The organism is Streptomyces sp. NBC_00328 (assembly GCF_036139655.1).
GTDB lineage: Bacteria > Actinomycetota > Actinomycetes > Streptomycetales > Streptomycetaceae > Streptomyces.
The window spans coordinates 8,721,063-8,738,818 of the sequence record NZ_CP108013.1 but is presented as its reverse complement, the minus strand read 5'-3'; the positions used below and the strand labels follow the sequence as shown (position 1 = coordinate 8,738,818).

13 protein-coding genes and 2 pseudogenes are annotated in these 17,756 nt (G+C 72.0%); 7 read left to right on the top strand and 8 right to left on the bottom strand.

What is annotated here, in order from left to right; translation table 11 throughout:
* Nucleotides 1-60: 60 nt before the first annotated feature.
* Complete coding sequence (locus OG485_RS38270; RefSeq protein ID WP_328673205.1) at nucleotides 61-690, bottom strand: MBL fold metallo-hydrolase; 630 nt, start codon at nucleotides 688-690, stop codon at nucleotides 61-63.
* Complete coding sequence (locus OG485_RS38265; protein ID WP_328673204.1) at nucleotides 690-1,775, bottom strand: S-(hydroxymethyl)mycothiol dehydrogenase; 1,086 nt, start codon at nucleotides 1,773-1,775, stop codon at nucleotides 690-692. Before OG485_RS38265 ends, OG485_RS38270 begins: the two co-directional genes overlap by 1 nt.
* A 141-nt stretch (nucleotides 1,776-1,916) precedes the next feature.
* Here OG485_RS38265 and OG485_RS44135 point away from each other — a divergent pair.
* From OG485_RS44135 to OG485_RS38255, 3 genes and pseudogenes are all read left to right on the top strand, one after another.
* Nucleotides 1,917-2,311 (top strand): annotated as a pseudogene (locus OG485_RS44135) (rhodanese-like domain-containing protein); the annotation flags it as partial.
* A 111-nt stretch (nucleotides 2,312-2,422) separates the two neighbouring features.
* The gene (locus tag OG485_RS38260) at nucleotides 2,423-4,177 is read left to right on the top strand and encodes an ABC transporter ATP-binding protein (protein ID WP_443048974.1); all 1,755 of its coding nucleotides are present in this window, start codon (nucleotides 2,423-2,425) and stop codon (nucleotides 4,175-4,177) included.
* Between the two features lie 312 nt (nucleotides 4,178-4,489).
* Nucleotides 4,490-5,482 carry a helix-turn-helix transcriptional regulator gene (locus tag OG485_RS38255; RefSeq protein WP_328673202.1) on the top strand — a complete coding sequence of 331 codons (993 nt, stop codon included), beginning with the start codon at nucleotides 4,490-4,492 and terminating at the stop codon, nucleotides 5,480-5,482.
* Here OG485_RS38255 and OG485_RS38250 read toward each other — a convergent pair.
* A pseudogene (locus OG485_RS38250) lies at nucleotides 5,451-5,748 on the bottom strand (hypothetical protein). The gene OG485_RS38255 and the pseudogene OG485_RS38250 sit on opposite strands and share 32 nt — an antisense overlap.
* A gap of 172 nt (nucleotides 5,749-5,920) precedes the next feature.
* On the opposite strand from OG485_RS38250, the gene OG485_RS38245 reads away from it, so the two are divergent.
* Nucleotides 5,921-6,286: a nuclear transport factor 2 family protein gene (locus OG485_RS38245; protein WP_328673201.1), complete on the top strand. Its 366-nt coding sequence runs from the start codon at nucleotides 5,921-5,923 to the stop codon at nucleotides 6,284-6,286.
* A gap of 277 nt (nucleotides 6,287-6,563) precedes the next feature.
* Here OG485_RS38245 and OG485_RS38240 read toward each other — a convergent pair whose 3' ends face one another.
* Nucleotides 6,564-7,550, bottom strand: a complete 987-nt coding sequence (locus tag OG485_RS38240; RefSeq protein ID WP_328673200.1) for a polyprenyl synthetase family protein — start codon at nucleotides 7,548-7,550, stop codon at nucleotides 6,564-6,566.
* A 185-nt stretch (nucleotides 7,551-7,735) separates the two neighbouring features.
* Between OG485_RS38240 and OG485_RS38235 the strand changes: the two genes are divergently transcribed.
* On the top strand, nucleotides 7,736-8,980 hold the full coding sequence (locus OG485_RS38235) for a glycosyltransferase (protein ID WP_328674806.1): 1,245 nt from the start codon (nucleotides 7,736-7,738) through the stop codon (nucleotides 8,978-8,980).
* Between the two features lie 568 nt (nucleotides 8,981-9,548).
* Here OG485_RS38235 and OG485_RS38230 read toward each other — a convergent pair.
* Nucleotides 9,549-10,220, bottom strand: a complete 672-nt coding sequence (locus tag OG485_RS38230; RefSeq protein ID WP_328673199.1) for a TetR/AcrR family transcriptional regulator — start codon at nucleotides 10,218-10,220, stop codon at nucleotides 9,549-9,551.
* 224 nt (nucleotides 10,221-10,444) lie between these two features.
* On the opposite strand from OG485_RS38230, the gene OG485_RS38225 reads away from it, so the two are divergent.
* Nucleotides 10,445-11,704, top strand: a complete 1,260-nt coding sequence (locus OG485_RS38225; RefSeq protein WP_328673198.1) for a YncE family protein — start codon at nucleotides 10,445-10,447, stop codon at nucleotides 11,702-11,704.
* Nucleotides 11,705-11,711: 7 nt separating this feature from the next.
* On the opposite strand, the gene OG485_RS38220 is transcribed toward OG485_RS38225, so the two are convergent.
* Both OG485_RS38220 and OG485_RS38215 read right to left on the bottom strand, forming a co-directional pair.
* The gene (locus tag OG485_RS38220; protein WP_328673197.1) at nucleotides 11,712-13,580 is read right to left on the bottom strand and encodes a cellulase family glycosylhydrolase; all 1,869 of its coding nucleotides are present in this window, start codon (nucleotides 13,578-13,580) and stop codon (nucleotides 11,712-11,714) included.
* Between the two features lie 109 nt (nucleotides 13,581-13,689).
* Complete coding sequence (locus tag OG485_RS38215; protein ID WP_328673196.1) at nucleotides 13,690-15,675, bottom strand: translation factor GTPase family protein; 1,986 nt, start codon at nucleotides 15,673-15,675, stop codon at nucleotides 13,690-13,692.
* Between the two features lie 252 nt (nucleotides 15,676-15,927).
* On the opposite strand from OG485_RS38215, the gene OG485_RS38210 reads away from it, so the two are divergent.
* The gene (locus OG485_RS38210) at nucleotides 15,928-17,148 is read left to right on the top strand and encodes an XdhC/CoxI family protein (protein WP_328673195.1); all 1,221 of its coding nucleotides are present in this window, start codon (nucleotides 15,928-15,930) and stop codon (nucleotides 17,146-17,148) included.
* Nucleotides 17,149-17,238: 90 nt separating this feature from the next.
* Here the strand turns inward: OG485_RS38210 and OG485_RS38205 are convergent, their stop codons facing one another.
* Nucleotides 17,239-17,748, bottom strand: coding sequence for a metallophosphoesterase family protein (locus OG485_RS38205; protein ID WP_328673194.1), 510 nt, complete (start codon nucleotides 17,746-17,748; stop codon nucleotides 17,239-17,241).
* Nucleotides 17,749-17,756 lie beyond the last annotated feature (8 nt).

Genomic DNA, 17,756 nt, shown 5'->3' with positions numbered 1-17,756 from the left:
CGGCTACGCCGTGTCGCCGCGCGGCGGAGCCGGACGTCCGGCCGGCGCGGTGGCGGGGCGTCAGTGGCCGCGTGCGATCCAGGTCTCCAGGTGCGGAGCCTCCGCTCCGATCGTGGTCGTCTCGCCGTGGCCCGTCCGTACGACCGTGTCGGCGGGCAGGGTGAGCAGCCGGTCGCGGATGGACTCGACGATCGTCGGGAAGTGGGAGTAGGACCGGCCGGTCGCCCCCGGGCCGCCCCGGAAGAGGGTGTCGCCGGAGAACAGCGTGCCAAGGCCCGGGTCGTAGAGGCAGACCGCGCCGGGGGCGTGGCCCGGGGTGTGGAGCACGGTCAGATCGGTGCCCGCGGCCTCGATCACCTGCCCGTCCTGGAGCCAGGCGTCGGGCAGGCGGTCCGGGTGGGTGAGCTTCCACAGCGGCAGGTCGTCGGGGTGGAGCCAGATGGTGGCTCCGGTGCGCTCCGCCAGGGCGGGAGCGGCGTCGATGTGGTCGTTGTGGGCGTGGGTGCACACGATCCCGCGCAGGCGGCGGTCGCCCACCGCCTTCGCGATGGCGTCGGCGTCGTGGGCGGCGTCGATCACCACGGCCTCGTGGTCGTCACCCACGATCCAGACGTTGTTGTCGACCTCCCAAGTGCCGCCGTCGAGTTCGAACGTGCCCGAGGTGACGAGGTGTTCGATGCGCGCGGCCATCAGAAGGTCACCACCGAGCGCAGCACGTCGCCGTGGTGCATCCGCTCGAAGGCGGCCTCGATGCCGTCCAGGGCGATCGTCTCGCTCACGAACGCGCCCAGGTCCAGGCGTCCTTGGAGGTGCAGGTCGATCAGCATCGGGAAGTCGCGGGAGGGCAGACAGTCGCCGTACCAGGACGACTTGAGGGCGCCGCCGCGGCCGAAGACGTCGATCAGGGGGAGTTCGAGCTTCATGTCGGGGGTGGGCACGCCGACGAGGACGACGGTACCGGCGAGGTCGCGGGCGTAGAACGCCTGCGTGTACGTCTCGGGGCGGCCCACCGCCTCGATGACGACGTCGGCGCCGAACCCGCCGGTGAGTTCACGGATCGCCTCGACGGGGTCGGTCGCCCGGGAGTTGACGGTGTGCGTCGCGCCGAGCTTCTCGGCGGTCGTGAGCTTGCGGTCGTCGATGTCCACGGCGATGATCTTCGCCGCGCCCGCGAGCCGGGATCCCGCGATCGCCGCGTCGCCGACACCGCCGCAGCCGATCACGGCGACGGTGTCGCCCCGTCCGACGTTGCCCGTGTTGATGGCGGCCCCGATGCCGGCCATGACTCCGCAGCCGAGCAGTCCGGCGACCGCCGGGGAGACGGCCGGGTCGACCTTGGTGCACTGTCCGGCCGCGACCAGCGTCTTCTCGGCGAAGGCGCCGATCCCGAGCGCCGGGGACAGCTCGGTGCCGTCCTTCAGCGTCATCTTCTGCTTCGCGTTGTGGGTGTCGAAGCAGTACCAGGGGCGTCCGCGCAGACAGGCACGGCACTGCCCGCACACCGCGCGCCAGTTGAGGATGACGAAGTCGCCGGGCGCCACGTCCGTGACACCGGCGCCGACCGACTCCACGATTCCGGCAGCCTCGTGGCCGAGCAGGAACGGGAAGTCGTCGTTGATACCGCCCTGCTTGTAGTGCAGGTCCGTGTGGCAGACCCCGCAGGCCTGGATCTTCACCACGGCCTCGCCCGGCCCCGGATCCGGCACGACGATGGTCTCGACGCGCACCGGCTCGTTCTTGCCCGGTGCGATCACGCCCCGTACTTCCTGCGCCATGTGAGTGAGCCCTTCCCTGAGTCGACGTTCCGTCAACCGACCCTACGGGGTGACGGGCCGGTAGAAGGCCAGGTGGGCCGCGGCGGATGATCCTCGCCCTCGCCGCCGGAGCCGTGACCGGGCTCGCGCTCGGCGCGCCGGGCGGCGAACGTCCCGCTGGACCGGCTCCGCCGTGCGCTGCCCGTGCTCGGGAACTCCCGGACCGAACTGCTCGTGGTCTGCGCCTCCGGCAACCGCTCGGCGAAGGCCTGCGCCCTGCTGGCCGAGCACGGTGTGCCTGCGGCCACCCTCACCGGCGGCACCGGCGCCTGGGCGGAGCGCGGCCACGAGCTGCACCGCCCGGCCACCGCGACGCGGCCGCCTGGTCCATGGAACGCCAGGTCCGGTTCACCGCCGGCACCGTCGTCCTCACCGGCCTCGGCCTCGGACTCCTGTACCCCGCCTGGCAGTTGCTCTCCGCAGGTGCCGCGGGCGGTCTGGTCCTCTCGGCGCTCACGAACACCTGCGGCATGGCCGCGCTGCTCCCTCGGGGCCCTCGGGGAGCGCGTGTCCTGAAAGTCCGCGCGGATCCGGGGCAGCCGGGGCGGGCCGGCCCGGGCCGCCGACGTAGCCTGAGGGCTCCGTACCCCACTCCCGCGAGGAGCGCCGTGAGCCCGACCGAGGCCGAGCCCGAGGTGCCCGCGTGGCGCCTGCTGTTCGGGTACGTACGACCGCACCGCCGGGCGCTGTTCGGGGGCGCGCTGCTGGCGCTCGCGACCGGGGCCACCGGTCTGCTGCTGCCGCTGGTGGCGCGCGGCCTCATCGACGACCTGTCGCACGACCGTCCGATCGGACGGGCCCTGTTCGGCATGGCGGCCCTCGTAGTGACCAACGCGGCGGTGGGAGCGCTGGGTTCGTACGTTCTGCGGCGCACCGCGGAGTCGGTGGTTCTCGGCGCGCGCCGCGCCCTGTCGTCGTATCTGCTGCGGCTGCGCATACCCGCCGTGGACCGCAGCGAGCCCGGCGACCTGATGGCGCGCATCACCTCCGACACGACCCTGCTGCGCGAGGTCACGACCGATTCGCTGGTCGGCCTCGGCACCGGCGGCCTCACCCTCGTCGCGACGGTGGTGATGATGGGCCTGGTCGACGTGGTGCTCCTCGGCGTCACGCTGGGCGTGGTGCTGTGCGCGGGTTCGGTGCTCGCCCTGATCGTGCCGCGCATCAACCGGGCGAGCAGACAGGCGCAGGACGCCGTCGGGGTGATGGGGGCCTCGCTGGAGCGGACCCTCGGCGCGCTGCGGACGATCAAGGCGTCGGGCGCCGAGCACCGCGAGGAGCGAAGCGTCCACGAGGCCGCCGAGGAGTCCTGGCGGCAGAGCGTGCGGGCGGCCCGATGGTCGGCGGCCGCCGGCAACACGGCCGGTCTGGCGATGCAGGTCGCCTTCATCACGGTCCTCGCCGTGGGCGGCGCCCGGGTCGCGACCGGCGCCATCGACGTCGGCACACTGGTCGCCTTCCTGCTCTACGTGTTCTACCTGATGTCACCGATCCAGCAGGTGGTCGGCGCGGTCACGCAGTACCAGACGGGTGCCGCCGCGCTCGCCCGCATCCAGGAGGCCCTGCGGCTGCCCGCCGAACCCGCCGCCCTGCCCGCACCCCTGCCGACGCCGGACGCGGAACCGGCGACGCTCGCCTTCGAGGACGTCCGCTTCCGGTACGGCGACGACCTGCCGTACGTCCACCACGGCGTGACGTTCACCGTCCCGGCCCGGGGCCTGACCGCGTTCGTCGGCCCTTCCGGAGCCGGAAAGACCACCGTGTTCTCGCTCATCGAGCGGTTCTACGAGCCGGAGGCGGGCGCCATCAGTGTGGACGGCCGCACGCTGGAGGAGTGGGAGCTGCCCCGGCTCCGTTCCGCCATCGGCTACGTCGAGCAGGACGCGCCGGTGCTGTCCGGCTCGCTGCGCGACAATCTCCTGCTCGGCAATCCGGAGGCCGAGGAGGGCGAGCTGACGCGGGTGCTGAAGACGACCCGCCTCGACGGCCTCGTGTCCCGGCTGCCGAACGGCCTGGACACCCTCGTCGGGCATCGCGGCACCAAGCTGTCCGGCGGCGAGCGCCAGCGCGTCGCCATCGCCCGGGCCCTGCTGCGCCGCCCCCGGCTGCTGCTCCTCGACGAGGCCACCTCGCAGCTCGACGCGGTCAACGAGGCCGCGCTGCGCGACACGGTCGCCGACGTGGCCCGTACGACCACGGTTCTGGTGGTCGCGCACCGGCTGTCCACGGTCACGACGGCCGACCGCATCGTCGTGATGGACGCGGGCCGCGTCCGTGCCGTGGGCACCCACCGCGAACTCGTCGCGGCGGATGAGCTCTACGCCGAACTGGCCGCCACCCAGTTCCTCGCCACCGCGGGATGACCCGGGCACGCCAACCAGACCCACAGCCCGGCACCCGGACCGCACCCCAGGCACTCCCAGCACCCCAGCACCCCGGCACCCCGGCACCCCGGCACCCCGCCTCGGAACGCCCCCGGCACGGTGACCACACCCCGGTGTCCCGACGGCACCCCTCCACCGCGCCCGGCGAAGAAGCCCGCGGCGGTTCCTTGGCGACGGCCCGGCTCTCCTCTATGGTGATGCCTTCCTTCCGCCCCGGGGCGGTCGTCCGCACGCCGCCACCCCCGACCGGGCGGCGAGGCACGTCCCACCCGGATACGCAGGCGACTGATCATGGTCAACAACCGACACCCGGCCGGGCAGGCCGCCCCCGGAACCATCTGCGCGGCCCCCGCCGGCCCACCCGCCGGCCTGGAAGTGATCTCGCTCGCCGCGCTGCGCGCCCGGACCCGTGCCGACGGCACCGATCTCGGCGTGCCGCAGCGTCCCGCCTTCCACCAGGTGCTCACGCTGGCCTCCGGCACACTGCGCCAGAGCGTGGACTTCACCGCCCATGACGTCGAGCGGGGCACCTGGCTGTGGACGCGCCCCGGGCAGGTCCTGCAGTGGGGGGATCTCACAGGGGCCGAGGGGACGCTGATCGCCTTCGAGCGGGACTTCCCGGGCGCGGCCACCGTCCGCGCGGCCCGGCTCGACGACCCGCACGCACGCGTGCTGTGCACCCCCGAAGGCGAGGTCGCCACCTCGCTGCGGGTGGCGACCGAGCATCTGGTGCACGAGTTCCGGGCACCCGGGCGGCTGCCGCGCGACGCGCGAGGCACCGTACTGCGTCATCTGCTGGACGTGCTGATCCTGTACCTGGCCCGTCCGGAGGAATCGGACCCCCCTCCCACCGGACCCGGCGAAACCTTTCTTCGCTTCCGCGCGACCGTCGAGCGGGACTTCGCGCGCACCCGGCGCGTGGACGACTACGCCCTCGCCCTCGGCTACTCGGCCCGCACGCTGTCCCGGGCCGCCCTCGAATCGGCGGGCATCGGCGCCAAGGAGTTCATCGACCGCAGGGTGATCCTGGAGGCAAAACGGCTGCTCGCCCACACCGACCTGGCCGCCGCCCGCATCGCCGCGCAGCTCGGCTTCTCCAGCGCCACGAACTTCGCCAAGTATTTCCACCAGCGCGCCGGGCAGGCTCCCATCGCGTTCCGCACGGCGGTACGCGGACGGGGCGCGGGCATCCCCTCGGCCCGGGGCGGAGGGGATGCCGCCGCTGTCGACGCCTGCCAGGGCCCGTCGGACGCTAGCCCTGGATGCCCGGGAGGAGCCCCGTGACGGGCGCGGCGAGGTCGGTGATCCGGTGCAGGTGGTCCAGGTCGTTCAGCTGGTTCAGACCCGCGAGCTGGTCGGAGGGCCGCGGAAGCCCGGCCTGCTGCTCGGCGGGGATGTCGCTCGTGGCGAACGAGTCGAGCGTGGCGACGGGGCTCACCTTCCCGGCGTCGTGAGCCTCGGAGCCCGCGGCCGTCGCCATCGGCGCGGCAAGTCCCCTGACGCCGACGGCGAGACCCAACGGCGGCGACGATACGTCGTGTCGAGATCAAGCAATCAGCAACGGCACCGGCCCGGAACGGACACGGCCCGGGGTGCGTGCTCACCCGAGAGGCGCATCGGGCCCCTTGCGTTTGCCGTGGGCCCCGAGGCGGAGGACGCTCGATACTGAGGCGCTTCACGGCCGGCTCGTGGCCGGTCCACGCCTTCCTGAGGAGGTCACCCATGGGCACAGCCGCAGCCCCCGCCTTCGACACCGAGGCACTGCGCCGGGGCATTGAAGGACACAGTGCGGCAGATCTGCTGTCGCTCTACGCCGACGACGCGGAACTGCGCGTCGTCGACCGCAACACCCAGCCCAGCCACCCGATGGTCAAACACGGTCGCGCCGAGATCGCCGAGATGCTCAACGACGTCTACAGCCGGGACATGACGCACAAGATGGACCAGTGCGTCGTCCAGGGCGACCACGTCGCCTACACCGAGACCTGCGTGTACGCGGACGGGGTACGGGTGATGAGCACGTCGATGATGTCGTTGCGTGACGGCAAGATCGTCGAACAGATGCTGGTACAGGCATGGGACGAGTAGGGAGGAACTGGCCGAAGGTCCAGGTCACGTCTCGTCTGACCTGGACCTTCTCCGCGGGCGCGGCGATGGGGAGTTCACGCCCGGACCGGTCTCGACGGCGGCACGCGGTCTCCGCGGCGGGTCTGCGGGTGTCCGCCTCCCTGCTGGACTCGATCCTGCGGACCGCGCGTTCGTATCCGCGTCCCCCTGCGGCTCGTACCGCCCGAAGGCTTCGCATCCGGCCCCGGTGAGTGCCACGCGGCCGCCGCATACCGGCTTGTGGCGGGCCGAGTCGCCGTCAGAGCCGGGGCGTGACCGCCCGGGCGACGGGCTCAGCCGCCCGCAGCAGCATCGGGGAAGCCCGGTCCACCAGGTCGTGCAGGACGTCCGAATAGGCCGTGTCGCCCCCGAGTTCGTCCAGGAGGCGGTGGGCCCGGTCGCGGAAGACGCTGATGTCCTCCTCGTAGCGGCGCAGCACGTCCGGTGCGAGAAGGACGCCGGTGAGTTCGGCTCGGGCATCGGTCGAGTGGCGTGCGGCGGCGTGCAGTTCCAGGACGTCGCCCGCGCGATCCCGTCCGGCGCCCTCCACCGCGCACGCCAGCAGATAGGTCACCGTGCCGTTCGCGAGGTCTTCGTTGCGGCCGGTCAGGATGTCCTGCTGATCGTTGAAGAGCTGCCACAGAACGCCGAGGACGTTGCCGAACTCCCGCCAGAGCTCGACTCGTTCGTCCGGGCGGTCGGCCAGTCGCGCGGCCATGGCGGTGACCATGCTGAACGGGGCGCCGGACTTCCCGAGGTAGGCCGTGACCACGGCGTCGCGGGTGGCCGTGTCCGCGCGCAGGTCCCTCAACTGCCCCTCGGTCGCGGTGATCCAGCACCTCACGACCTCGGCCGACAGCGGCCCGCGCGCCTTCTCGGGGATCCGCGGCGACTGAACGACGAGCAGGGGAAGCGGAATTCCGCTGATGACCGTCGCGAGCAGCGCCTCGCTCTCGCCGAGACCGCCGGCGGCGAAGACGGCCTGGCCGTCGGCGAGGTCGTCCAGGTAGCACGCGGAGGTCCACCACAGTTCGTGGACGACGGCCAGCGGAACGGCCGGTCCTGTCGCCCCCGTCTCCACGGCGTGGACGATCACCGGCAGCACCGACAGAGGGTAGGCGAAGGTCCGGTGTTCCAGGAGCTCGGCGACCGCGGCCCGGACGGACACGGCCGACGGTCCCAGCATGTCGAGCGCGGACGCGCGCTCCGCCTCGATGCCCGCGGACATCTCCCGATGCAGATCCATGTACGACTTCGCCCGCACGCAGCCCACCCCCACCACTGAATTGTTCGAGCGCTGATTCGATCATTCGTCATGATGGCGAGCCAGAGCAACTTTCCGCCATGGCCGGTCCCTTGAGAGCTCTTCCCGCCGGCGAAGCGGCGGGAGCCACGAACCTCGCCATACTGGATCTCGTGCGCGTAGCGATCCTGACCGCAGGTTCACGGGGCGACGTGGCCCCGTTCACCGGACTCGGGCACGGCCTGGTGCGGGCCGGCCACGACGTGACCCTGGTGACGCACGGATGCTTCGCGGACCTGGTGCCGGGTTCGGGGGTGGGGTTCCACGCGCTGCCCGTCGATCCGCGGGCCGAACTGGAGTCCGGGCGAGGGCGGCGGCTCCACCGGAGCGCCACGGGCGCCTGGAAGATCATCAGACTGGCAGGAATCGCCCGGTCGCTCGTCGGGCGGCTGACCGACGGCATGATCGCGGCCGCCCGCTCCAGCGACGTCCTCCTGCTGGCCGGTCCGCTGGGACCGCTCGGGTACGCCGTCGCGGAGGGACTGGGCCTGCCCAGCATGGGAGTGCATCTCCAGCCGCTGGCACCGACAAGGGAGTTCGCGCCCCCGGTGGCCGGCACCGGCTCCTGGGGGCCCACGGTCAACCGGGCGGCCGGGTACGGGGTGAACCTGGCCGTCGAGCGGGTCTACGCGGAGACGGTGCGGAACCTGCGCGAGGAACTCGGCCTGCCGCCCCTGGGTCCCCTCGCCGTCCGTCGCGCCCGCGAACGGCGGGCCTGGCCGGTGCACCACGGGTTCAGCCCTCTGGTGGTTCCCCGGCCGCGGGACTGGAGGCGCGGGCTCGACGTCTGCGGCTACTGGTGGCCCTACGACGGGCAGGACGCCCGGCTCCCCTCCGCGCTGGAGGACTTCCTGGACGCGGGCCCCGCTCCCGTCTTCGTGGGCCTCGGCAGCGCGACGGTCCCCGATCCCGGACGGCTGAGCGGCGAGATCGTACGTGCTCTGCGTGCCGCCGGGCTGCGCGGGGTGATCCAGCGGGGGTGGGGTGAGCTGCGCGCCACCGGTGACGACATGTTCACCGTCGGGGAGGTGCCTCACTCGGTCCTGTTTCCCCGGACGGCGGCGGTGGTGCATCACGCCGGGGCCGGCACGACCGCGGCGGGGCTGCGGGCCGGGGTGCCCGCGGTGCCCGTGCCGGTCCAGTTCGACGAGGGGTTCTGGGCGGCGCGGCTCGTCGCGCTCGGGGTCGCGCCCGGCGTCCTGTCGCCACGCGGGCTGCGCGCGGAGCGGCTGGCGCCGGCCCTGGTCCGGGCGACCACGGATCCCGCGTTCCGGCGAAGCGCGCGGAACCTGGCGGAACGCCTTCGCCCGGAGGACGGGGTGACCCCGGTGGCAGAGGCCCTCGACCGGCTCGAACACTTCGGACACCCATGACGGCTCCTTGGCTCCGGCAGCTCCGGCAGCTCCCACGGCTCCCACGGCTCCCACGGCTCCGGAAACGCCGGCTGCTCGCCGACGGCACCAGCGAGGGCAACCCCTTTTGCCGCCCTTGACCGCGTCCTGCTAGGACCTGTCCGGTCGATCACGGTGGAGGATGCCGACGGCCCCTGGTGGGCGCCGGTGAGCGGGGTGTGGTGCGTGCAGCTGCAAGGCGGAGGAGGGAGGCGACGCGGTGGGGGCCCCTCCCGGCCGAGGCTGGGGGACGTCGTCGACCGACGACAACGCCGCGGGGGGTCCCCCCTGCTCGCAGAGCTTGGGAGCGTGCGTGCCACACCCCGCGTCTCCGCCGTGATCGGCCGGACAGGTCCTAGTGCCCCGGCAGGCAACGTTTGCCCGTCAAGGAGCGGCGTCCGGTGCGTGCTCTCGGCGTGCCGGGTGCAAGCCCTCGTACTGGACGTACTTGGGCTTGTGCCCGGTGCGGCGAGTGGGGGTCCCCCCTGCTCGAAGAGCTTGGGGGAGCGTGCCGGGCGTCGCGACGGGGCGAACGTTGCCTGCCGGGGCACTAGGTACTCGTGATCCCGTCCGCGCCCCAGTCGGCGGGGCGCAGGATCCCGAGCAGTTGGCGGACCAGCTCCTCCACCACCTCGTCCAGGGTCGCGTCCACCCAGCCGGCGTTCCAGTCGTGCAGCAGGCCGTTCACGCTGCCGATGAAGGCGGTGGCGGCCAGCCGGTAGTCACGCGGCGCCGCCTCCCCCCGGGCGACGGCACCCGCCGCCTCGCCGCAGATGAACTCCACCCAGCGGGCCCGGCGGGCGAGCCGCTGTTCCTCCAGCCGCGCGCTCACGCCGATGATCTCCACGAAGGTGATACGGATGCGGCGCGGATCGCTCGTCACGTTCGCCGCGTAGGCGCGGAAGAGAGCAGTGGCACGCTCGGCGAGCGGCAGGTCACCGGCTTCGGCGAGCGCGGCCAGAGCGGCCTGCTCGGCCCAGTCGTTGACCTGCAGATGCAGCGCCGCCAGTACGTCTTCGAGGCTGCGGAAAGCCTCGTAGAACTGGCGCGTGGACAGTCCCGCCGCCCCGCTGAGGGCCGCCACGGTCGTGGACCGGTACCCGGGCCCGGCGCCGAAGAGCTGGAGCCCGGCGTCGAGAAAACGACGGCGGCGCTCCGCCTGCCGCTCCTCCGCCGTCCTGCCGCCGTAGCGGCCGGTGGGCTGTCTGAGCCTGCCCGCCACGCGTTCCTCCCCAGCGCCCGTCACGAACCGGTGTTCGCCCCCTTCCGCGATTTTCTCGTGCACCGACCCTTGTGAAGAGGCTCCCTCAGTCCTTACTTTCCAGTAAGTGAACTTTGAAAGCAGGCATGTTCAGATTCCCGCCTGTCACGCACGTCGCGCACGCACAGCACGCCTCCGGTCCACCGTGCCGTCACCCGCACTCCCCCACCAGACAGGGACCCTCCATGTCCGTCCTCAGAGCCAGACACCTCTGTTCACTCGCCGCGGCCCTCACGCTCACCCTCGGCGGCACGGCGACCGCCGCTTCCGCCGCCGGCGCGCAGACCTCCGCCACCGATCTGCGGGAGGTGATGTTCGTCGGCAACAACTGGGAAGGCACCTCGGACGTCATCAAGTCCTCCGGTGACTTCGCGAAGATCGGCCGGATCAACGTCATCCCGGACAAGGCCGAACGGCTCGCGGCGATCAACGCCGATCCCATCAAATGGGCCTACTTCATGGGCATCCGGAACGGCGTCGGCGAGGGACACGACCAGTTCGTCGACGACATGTACTCGACGCCGGACGGCCGGTCGGTGGTGGTCTCGCGCCCGAGTTTCGCCGATGTCGTCTCGATCGACCTCGCCACCGGGCGGATCAACTGGCGTTTCGCCGTGTCGGGTTACCGCTCGGACCACATGGCCGTGTCGCCCGACGGCACCCGGGTCGCGGTCTCGGCCTCCACCGCGAACACCGTGCACGTGCTCGACATCACGACCGGCAGGCAGCTCGGCTCGTTCGCCACCGGCGACAAACCGCACGAGAACATCTTCACCCACGACGGCAGGTACATCTGGAACATGGCCATCGGTGACGTCACCACCGCGCTGGACGACCCCTGGCTGGACTGGACGAAGGGCGACCGGAAGATCACGGTCGTCGACGCGGCCACCTTCAAGCAGGTCAAGGTGATCGACATGCGCCAGCGCCTGGACGCCATCGGCCTCAAGGACTTCTCCGACGCCGTCCGCCCGGCCGTCTTCTCGCCGGACGAGTCCAAGCTGTACTTCCAGGTGTCGTTCTTCAACGGCTTCCTGGAGTACGACGTGGCCACAGACAAGATCACCCGGGTGAAGACCCTCCCGAAGAACCCCGCCACCAGCAGCGACCGCACGACCTGGGTCAACGACTCGCGCCACCACGGCATTTCGATGAACCCCTCGGGTACCAGGCTGTGCGTCGCGGGGACGATGGACGACTACGCGACGGTCGTCGACCGCGCGACCCTTCAGGAAGGACCGCTGGTCCCCGCCGTCAAGCCGTACTGGGCGACCGTGAGCGGTGACGGCAAGGACTGTGTCGTCTCCGAGAGCGGCGCCGACCAGGTCACCGCCATCGACTTCGAGACCGGGCTGAAGACGGTGTCGGTGCCGGTCGGCGACCACCCCCAGCGGGTCCGGCTCGGCCACGTGGAAGCGAACTGGACCGGCCAGGGCGGCAGCTGATGGTCGTTCAGCCGAACCGCGCGGCGGCCCAGGCGGTGAGTTCGGTCCGGGCCCCGTCGAGCAGGGCGGCGGACGGGGCTCCCGCCCCGTTCGTGACCAGCGCGTAGTGCACGGTTCCCGGGCCGGACGCGGTGAGCAGGAGGCGGCGGCTTCCGGTGCCGCCCGGCTCGGGAGCCACGGCGACGGGTGTGGCCGTGGTGTAGGCGGGCGGGGAGACCAGCGCTCCGAGGTCGGACACCACCGTCGTGGCCGAGGAGGGGAACGAGGCCGGCAGATGGAGTTCCGTCGGGGCGGACCCGCCGTCGGAGCGCCAGACGAGCAGGCCGTACTGGCCCGTTCCCACGAGCTGGGAGACCTGCGGAAGGGTCGAGGGGACCGGGTTCCAGGTCAGGGTGGTGGAGCCGTCGCGGGAGCGGTCCTCGTAGGTGAAGGCGAGGGTGGAGCCCGCGGTGGCGCCGGGGTAGAGGCGGTCGAGGAGCCGGGCGTCCTGGCGCAGCACGGCCGTGCCCGAGTCGTCGAGGCGCACGGCGGAGAGGTCCTCGTCGTTCCAGGCGTCGGTCGAGGTCAGGACCTTGTCGGGGTTGTCGTTCATCAGCTCGTGGTGCCGGCCGCTGTAGATGTCCCACTGCCACTGGGTACCCGACAGGACCGGTCCGGACGAGGCCGCTCCTGACCACCAGCCGGACCCGGAGAGCCGGGAGTCGAGGGCCTGGTACATCGCCTTGTCGACGGTCGGGGCCTTGTCCGAGACCGTTCCGGAGAGCGGGTGGCCGAACTCGGAGACGACGGCCGCCGTCCCGGCGGCGGTGGCCCGGTTCCGTACGGTGCCGAAGTCACCGATGTACTGGCCGTCTCCCGCCTTGCCCCACATGAGGATGCCCGAGATGGCCTTCTGGTCGTAGAAGTGGGTGTTGAACACATAGCGCGGGCCGAGGGTGCCCGCGTCGAGCAGTCCGCCCTCCTGCTTCTGGGAGGTGATGTTGGCGTTCCAGAAGAGGTTCGGTTCCACGAAGGCGGGCTTGTCCTGCCAGCCGGCCGCGTCCATCCGGGCCCGGAACTTCCCGTAGAACGGCCAGAGCAGGTCGCGTTCCCAGGTGCGGCTGGTCTGGCCCGAGTCGTAACTGCCCGCGTAGGGCTCGTTGTACGGGTCGAAGCCGGCGACGCCCGCGAACTCGGCCGTGGTGAGGTGCTGCCGGACGTACGTCATGGTGGCCTGGGCCGTGGTGAGGAAGGCGTCCTGGAGTCCGTAGGAGTTGTGCCAGAAGTCGTACTGTGCGGCCTTGACGGCGTTGTTCTGGGTGATGTTCTGGCCCCAGAAGAGGCAGAGGCCGCAGGACTCCTGCGGGTAACCGCCCGCGGTCACGGCCCACTTGGGGGCGCCGTCGCCCGAGTACCAGCTTCCCTGGTTGAAGAGGTAGCGGGAGTAGAGGTCCTGGTGGAAGTCGGGGAAGACGCGGATTCCCGCGTCGAGGAAGGCTCGCATCTGGTCGGTGACCGCGGCGAGATAGGCGTTGTCGACCTGGCCGCGGACCGGTTCGGCGTGCGCCCAGGAGAGCAGGAGGCGCACGGAGTTGCCGCCACCGAGGGCGCGCAGCGCCGTCGCGGACTTCGCCGCGTCGGCGACCGAGGCGAAGGGCAGTCCGCTGTTCTCCTCCAGCTTGGTCTCGCCGGAGACGTTGTAGCCGCGCAGGACGACCTCGCGGCCCAGGCCGTCGGTGAAGCGGCCGTTCACGACCGTGAGGGCGGCGGCGGCCGGCTGGTCGAACCAGAGGGAGTCGGGGAGTCCGTCCGCGGCGGCGGGCCCGGTGCCCGCCGCCGTGAGGAGACCGGTGAGGAGTACGAGGACGCCGAGCAGACGCGCACGTAACTTCGTCATGTCCACAACAGTCCCGCCGGCACCAGGAGCCGTCAACACCTCTGACTCATGAGTAAGTTTCTCGTTTCACCCGCCTGGCCGCACGGGGCCGGCAGCACGGCCGGCCGGCTCACCCTGCGACCCTGCGCGTCAGGTTCAGCAGATACTCCTTGCGGTCCAGCGGGTTCAGATCGGTCCGGGGACGGTCCGGGATCGCGCCCCGCGCCACGGGCGCGTAGTGGTCGAAGGAGCATTCCAGCTCACCCTCTCCGCGCGTCGGCCCCGGGAGCTGCTGCTCCAGATCGTGCGCCCGCACCACCGGGAGGACCCCCTCCAGCACACACGAGGACCCCTGGATCCGGGTGGTCCGCGGCACCGCCCGCTGCCGGGCCAGCAGGGGCAGTACGGCGCCGAGCGTGTCCGCGGGCACCTCCAGACGGAACGCGTTCACCGGCTCGTACACCTGGGTCCCGGCCGCGCGCAGTGCGGCCGTCAGCACCAGCGGGGTCAGGCCCCTGAAGTCGGCACCCGTGCTGGACATGCTCTTGTCGAATCCCTGGTGTGCATGGCTCTGGCGCGGTGAATAGCCCGAGTGCGTCATCGTGACGGCGCAGTCGGTGACCTGCCAGCCGTGCAGCCCCTGCCCCAGGGTCTCCTCGACGGTGTCCTCGACCGCTTTGAAGAACGCGTACGGCATCGATCCGAGCTCGACCTCCAGCCGGAACGCCACACCGGATCCGACCGGCGCCGGGTCGACCCGCAGTCCGACGGTCGCGAGGAAGGGATTCGGGTCCTTCTTGTTGAACTCGACCGACGCGCCGATGCCCAGAGGCCGTTCGACACAGAGCGGGGTCGTCTCGCGGAACAGGACGTCGATGCCGAACTCGTCGGCCAGGGTCGCCTGGAGGACCTCCTTCTGGACCTCGCCGTAGAGCGACACGGAGATCTCCCCGCGCAGTTCGTCGTGCCGGAGGCCGATCAGCGGGTCCTGTTCGGCGAGTTGGGTGAGCGCCGTGTGCAGCGCGCCCCTGTCGGCCGGACGGCCGGGCGAGACGACGGTCTCCAGGGTCGGCGGAGCGAAGTGGTGTTCACCCGCCGGTGAGCGTGGCGGTTCACCGATGGTGTCGCCGATCCGGACCGCTCCGAGCCCCCACAGCTTGCCGATGCGTCCCGCGGTCACACTCGCCTCACGGACCGCCGAACCCTGGTCGAAGACGCTGATCGCGGTGACCTTCCCCTCCTCGCCGTCGCGCAGCGTCAGCCGGTCACGGGTCCGCAGGGTGCCCGAGAACATCCGCGCGTACGCGATCTTCTCCCCGGCCGCCCCTCGCTCGACCTTGAAGACGGTGCCCGACAGCGGCCCGTCCGCGTCCGCCTTCGCCGTGGGCAGCAGCTCCCGGATCCCGGCGATCAGTTCGGTGACGCCCGCGCCCGTCATGGCCGATCCGAAGAACACGGGGTGCACCAGGGCCTGCCCCGTCTGCCGGACCAGCGCCCCGCGCAGACGCTCGTCGGACAGGCCGTCCTCGACGTACGCGGCCAGCAGTTCCTCGTCGTGCCCGGCCAGTGGGTCGAGGAGACGCGGCCGCAGCCGGTCGGCGGGGTGGGGGGCGAAGTACGCGGCCCGCGTGCCCAGCCCGCCGGGCTCGCCCATCGGGACGATCGCCGGGGTGAGGCGCTCGGAGATCCTGTCCAGGATCTCCTCGCACCGGGCGCCGCGGCGGTCGATCTTGTTCACGAAGATCAGCGTGGGGATGCGCAGCCGCTGGAGCGTCCGCATCAGCACGCGTGTCTGCGCCTGTACGCCCTCCACGGCCGAGACGACGAGGACGACGCCGTCGAGCACGCCGAGCACCCGTTCCACCTCGGCGATGAAGTCCGGGTGACCGGGGGTGTCGATCAGATTGACGGTGAGATCGTCGATCACGAAGGAGACGACGGCGGACTTGATCGTGATGCCGCGCTGCCGCTCCAGCGCGAGGAAGTCGGTCCGGGTGTTCCCGTCGTCGACGCTGCCGATCTCGTCGATGGCCCCGACCGTGTGCAGCAGCCGCTCGGTCAGGCTCGTCTTACCGGCGTCTACGTGCGCCAGGATTCCCAGGTTGAGCATATGCACCGGGTGTCATGTCCTTTGAGATGAGAGGGATTCCTTCCTGGGTGGACATGAACGGTGCGCGCATGTGCTGCTCCTCATCGGTGGTGGTGAACACGTTCCCGTCAGTGCAACAGGTGGCCACCCGCGACGGCAACGCATTAACGCTCAACGAAACCTCGTCGCGGGGCGGATCCTTGGAGGTGACCGGATCCCGGTCCTTCGAGGTGACCGGATCCCCGGGCGGGCCCGGCCCCGCGGCGAGAGGAGCGGACGATGCGTGACATCCTCCCCGCGCTGTACGAGTGGTACGCCGCCGGATCGCCCTTCGGGCTGGCCACGGTGGTGGCGGTCGACCGCAGCGCGCCCCGCGACCCGGGCGCGGCCATGGCGGTCGGCCCGGGCGACGAGATCGTGGGCAGTGTGTCCGGCGGCTGTGTCGAGGGCGCGGTCTTCGAGCTGGCCCGGGAGGTGATCGCCTCGGGCGAGGCCCGCCTGGAGACGTTCGGGTACAGCGACGAGGACGCCTTCGCCGTGGGACTCACCTGCGGCGGAGAGATCACCCTGCTGGTCCGGCGGGTGTCGGCCGCCGACGATCCGGCCTTCGCGGCGGTGGCCGAGTCGGTGGCGGCGGGCCGCCCGGTGACGCTGGCGACGGTACTGGACGGCCCGGCACCACGGGGGGCGACGCTGGCCGTCCGGCCTGACGAGACCCCGGCCGGGAGCGGGACCCCCGGCTCGGCGGCCTCCACCGGCCCGGACGGCGCGCCCGGCTCGGCGGGCCCGGACGGCGCCGCCCCCGCGCCACCCGGGCCGACGGACCCGGACGCCGGGGCTGTCGGGTCGCTCGGTTCCGGGGGGCTGGATGCCGCCGTGGCCGCCGACGCGCGGGGGGAACTGGCCCAGGGGGCGACGGGGCGTCGGCACTACGGGCCGCACGGTGAGCGGCGCGAGGACGCCGTCACCGTATTTCTGCACTCCTTCGCACCGCCTCCGCGCATGCTGGTCTTCGGCGCGATCGACTACGCGTCCGCCGTGGCCCGCATCGGAGCCTTCCTCGGCTACCGGGTCACGGTGTGCGACGCCCGTCCGGCGTTCGCCACGCCGGAGCGCTTCCCGGCGGGTGTGGAGGTCGTCGTGGACTGGCCGCACCACTACCTGAGCGGCACGACGACCGACGCGCGCACGGTGATCTGCGTCCTGACGCACGACCCCAAGTTCGACGTGCCCCTGCTGGAGGAGGCGTTGCGTCGCCCGGCCGCGTACATCGGCGCGATGGGCAGCCGCCGCACCCACGACGACCGCCTGGAACGGCTGCGCGCGGCCGGCGTGCCGGAGCACGAGCTGTCCCGGCTGCGCTCCCCCGTCGGCCTCGACCTCGGAGCCCGTACACCGGAGGAGGTGGCCGTGTCCGTCGCCGCGGAGATCATCGCGCTGCGCTGGGGCGGCAGCGGGCTGCCCCTGACAGCCGGGGGCGGGGCGATCCATCCGCGGTGAGCCCGAGCCGGCCCGGCGCCGGGCGACCCGTGGCCAGCGACCCGTGGCCAGCGACCCGTGGCCAGCGGCCCGTGGCCCCTGGCCATGGGATCAGCCGCTGCGCGGAGGCAGCCGGTGCAGGGTCACCTCGGTGAGCCGGCCGTCGTCGGTCACCGTCGCGGTCATGTACGTGCAGTACGGCTCGCGGCGGCGGTCGGTCGGTGAGCCGGGGTTGAGCAGGCGCAGGCCGGTGGGCGCGGTGCTGTCCCAGGGGATGTGGCTGTGGCCGAAGACCAGCACGTCGAGGTCGGGGAAACGCCGCGCGCAGCGCTGTTCGCGCTGGTGCGCGGAGCCGGTCTCATGGACGACACCGAAGCGCAGGCCGCCCAGTTCGGCGCGGGCGGTCTCGGGGAGCCTGGCCCGCAGACCGGGGCCGTCGTTGTTGCCGTACACGCCGATGACCCGCCGGGAACGGGCCTCCAGCAGGTCGAGGGTGGCGGTGTCCACCCAGTCGCCCGCGTGGATCACGACGTCGGCCGACGGGAGTTCGGCGAGCAGCGCGGCGGGGAGTTCCCTGGCCCGCTTCGGAAGGTGGGTGTCGGACATGAGCAGCAGACGCACGGACTCAC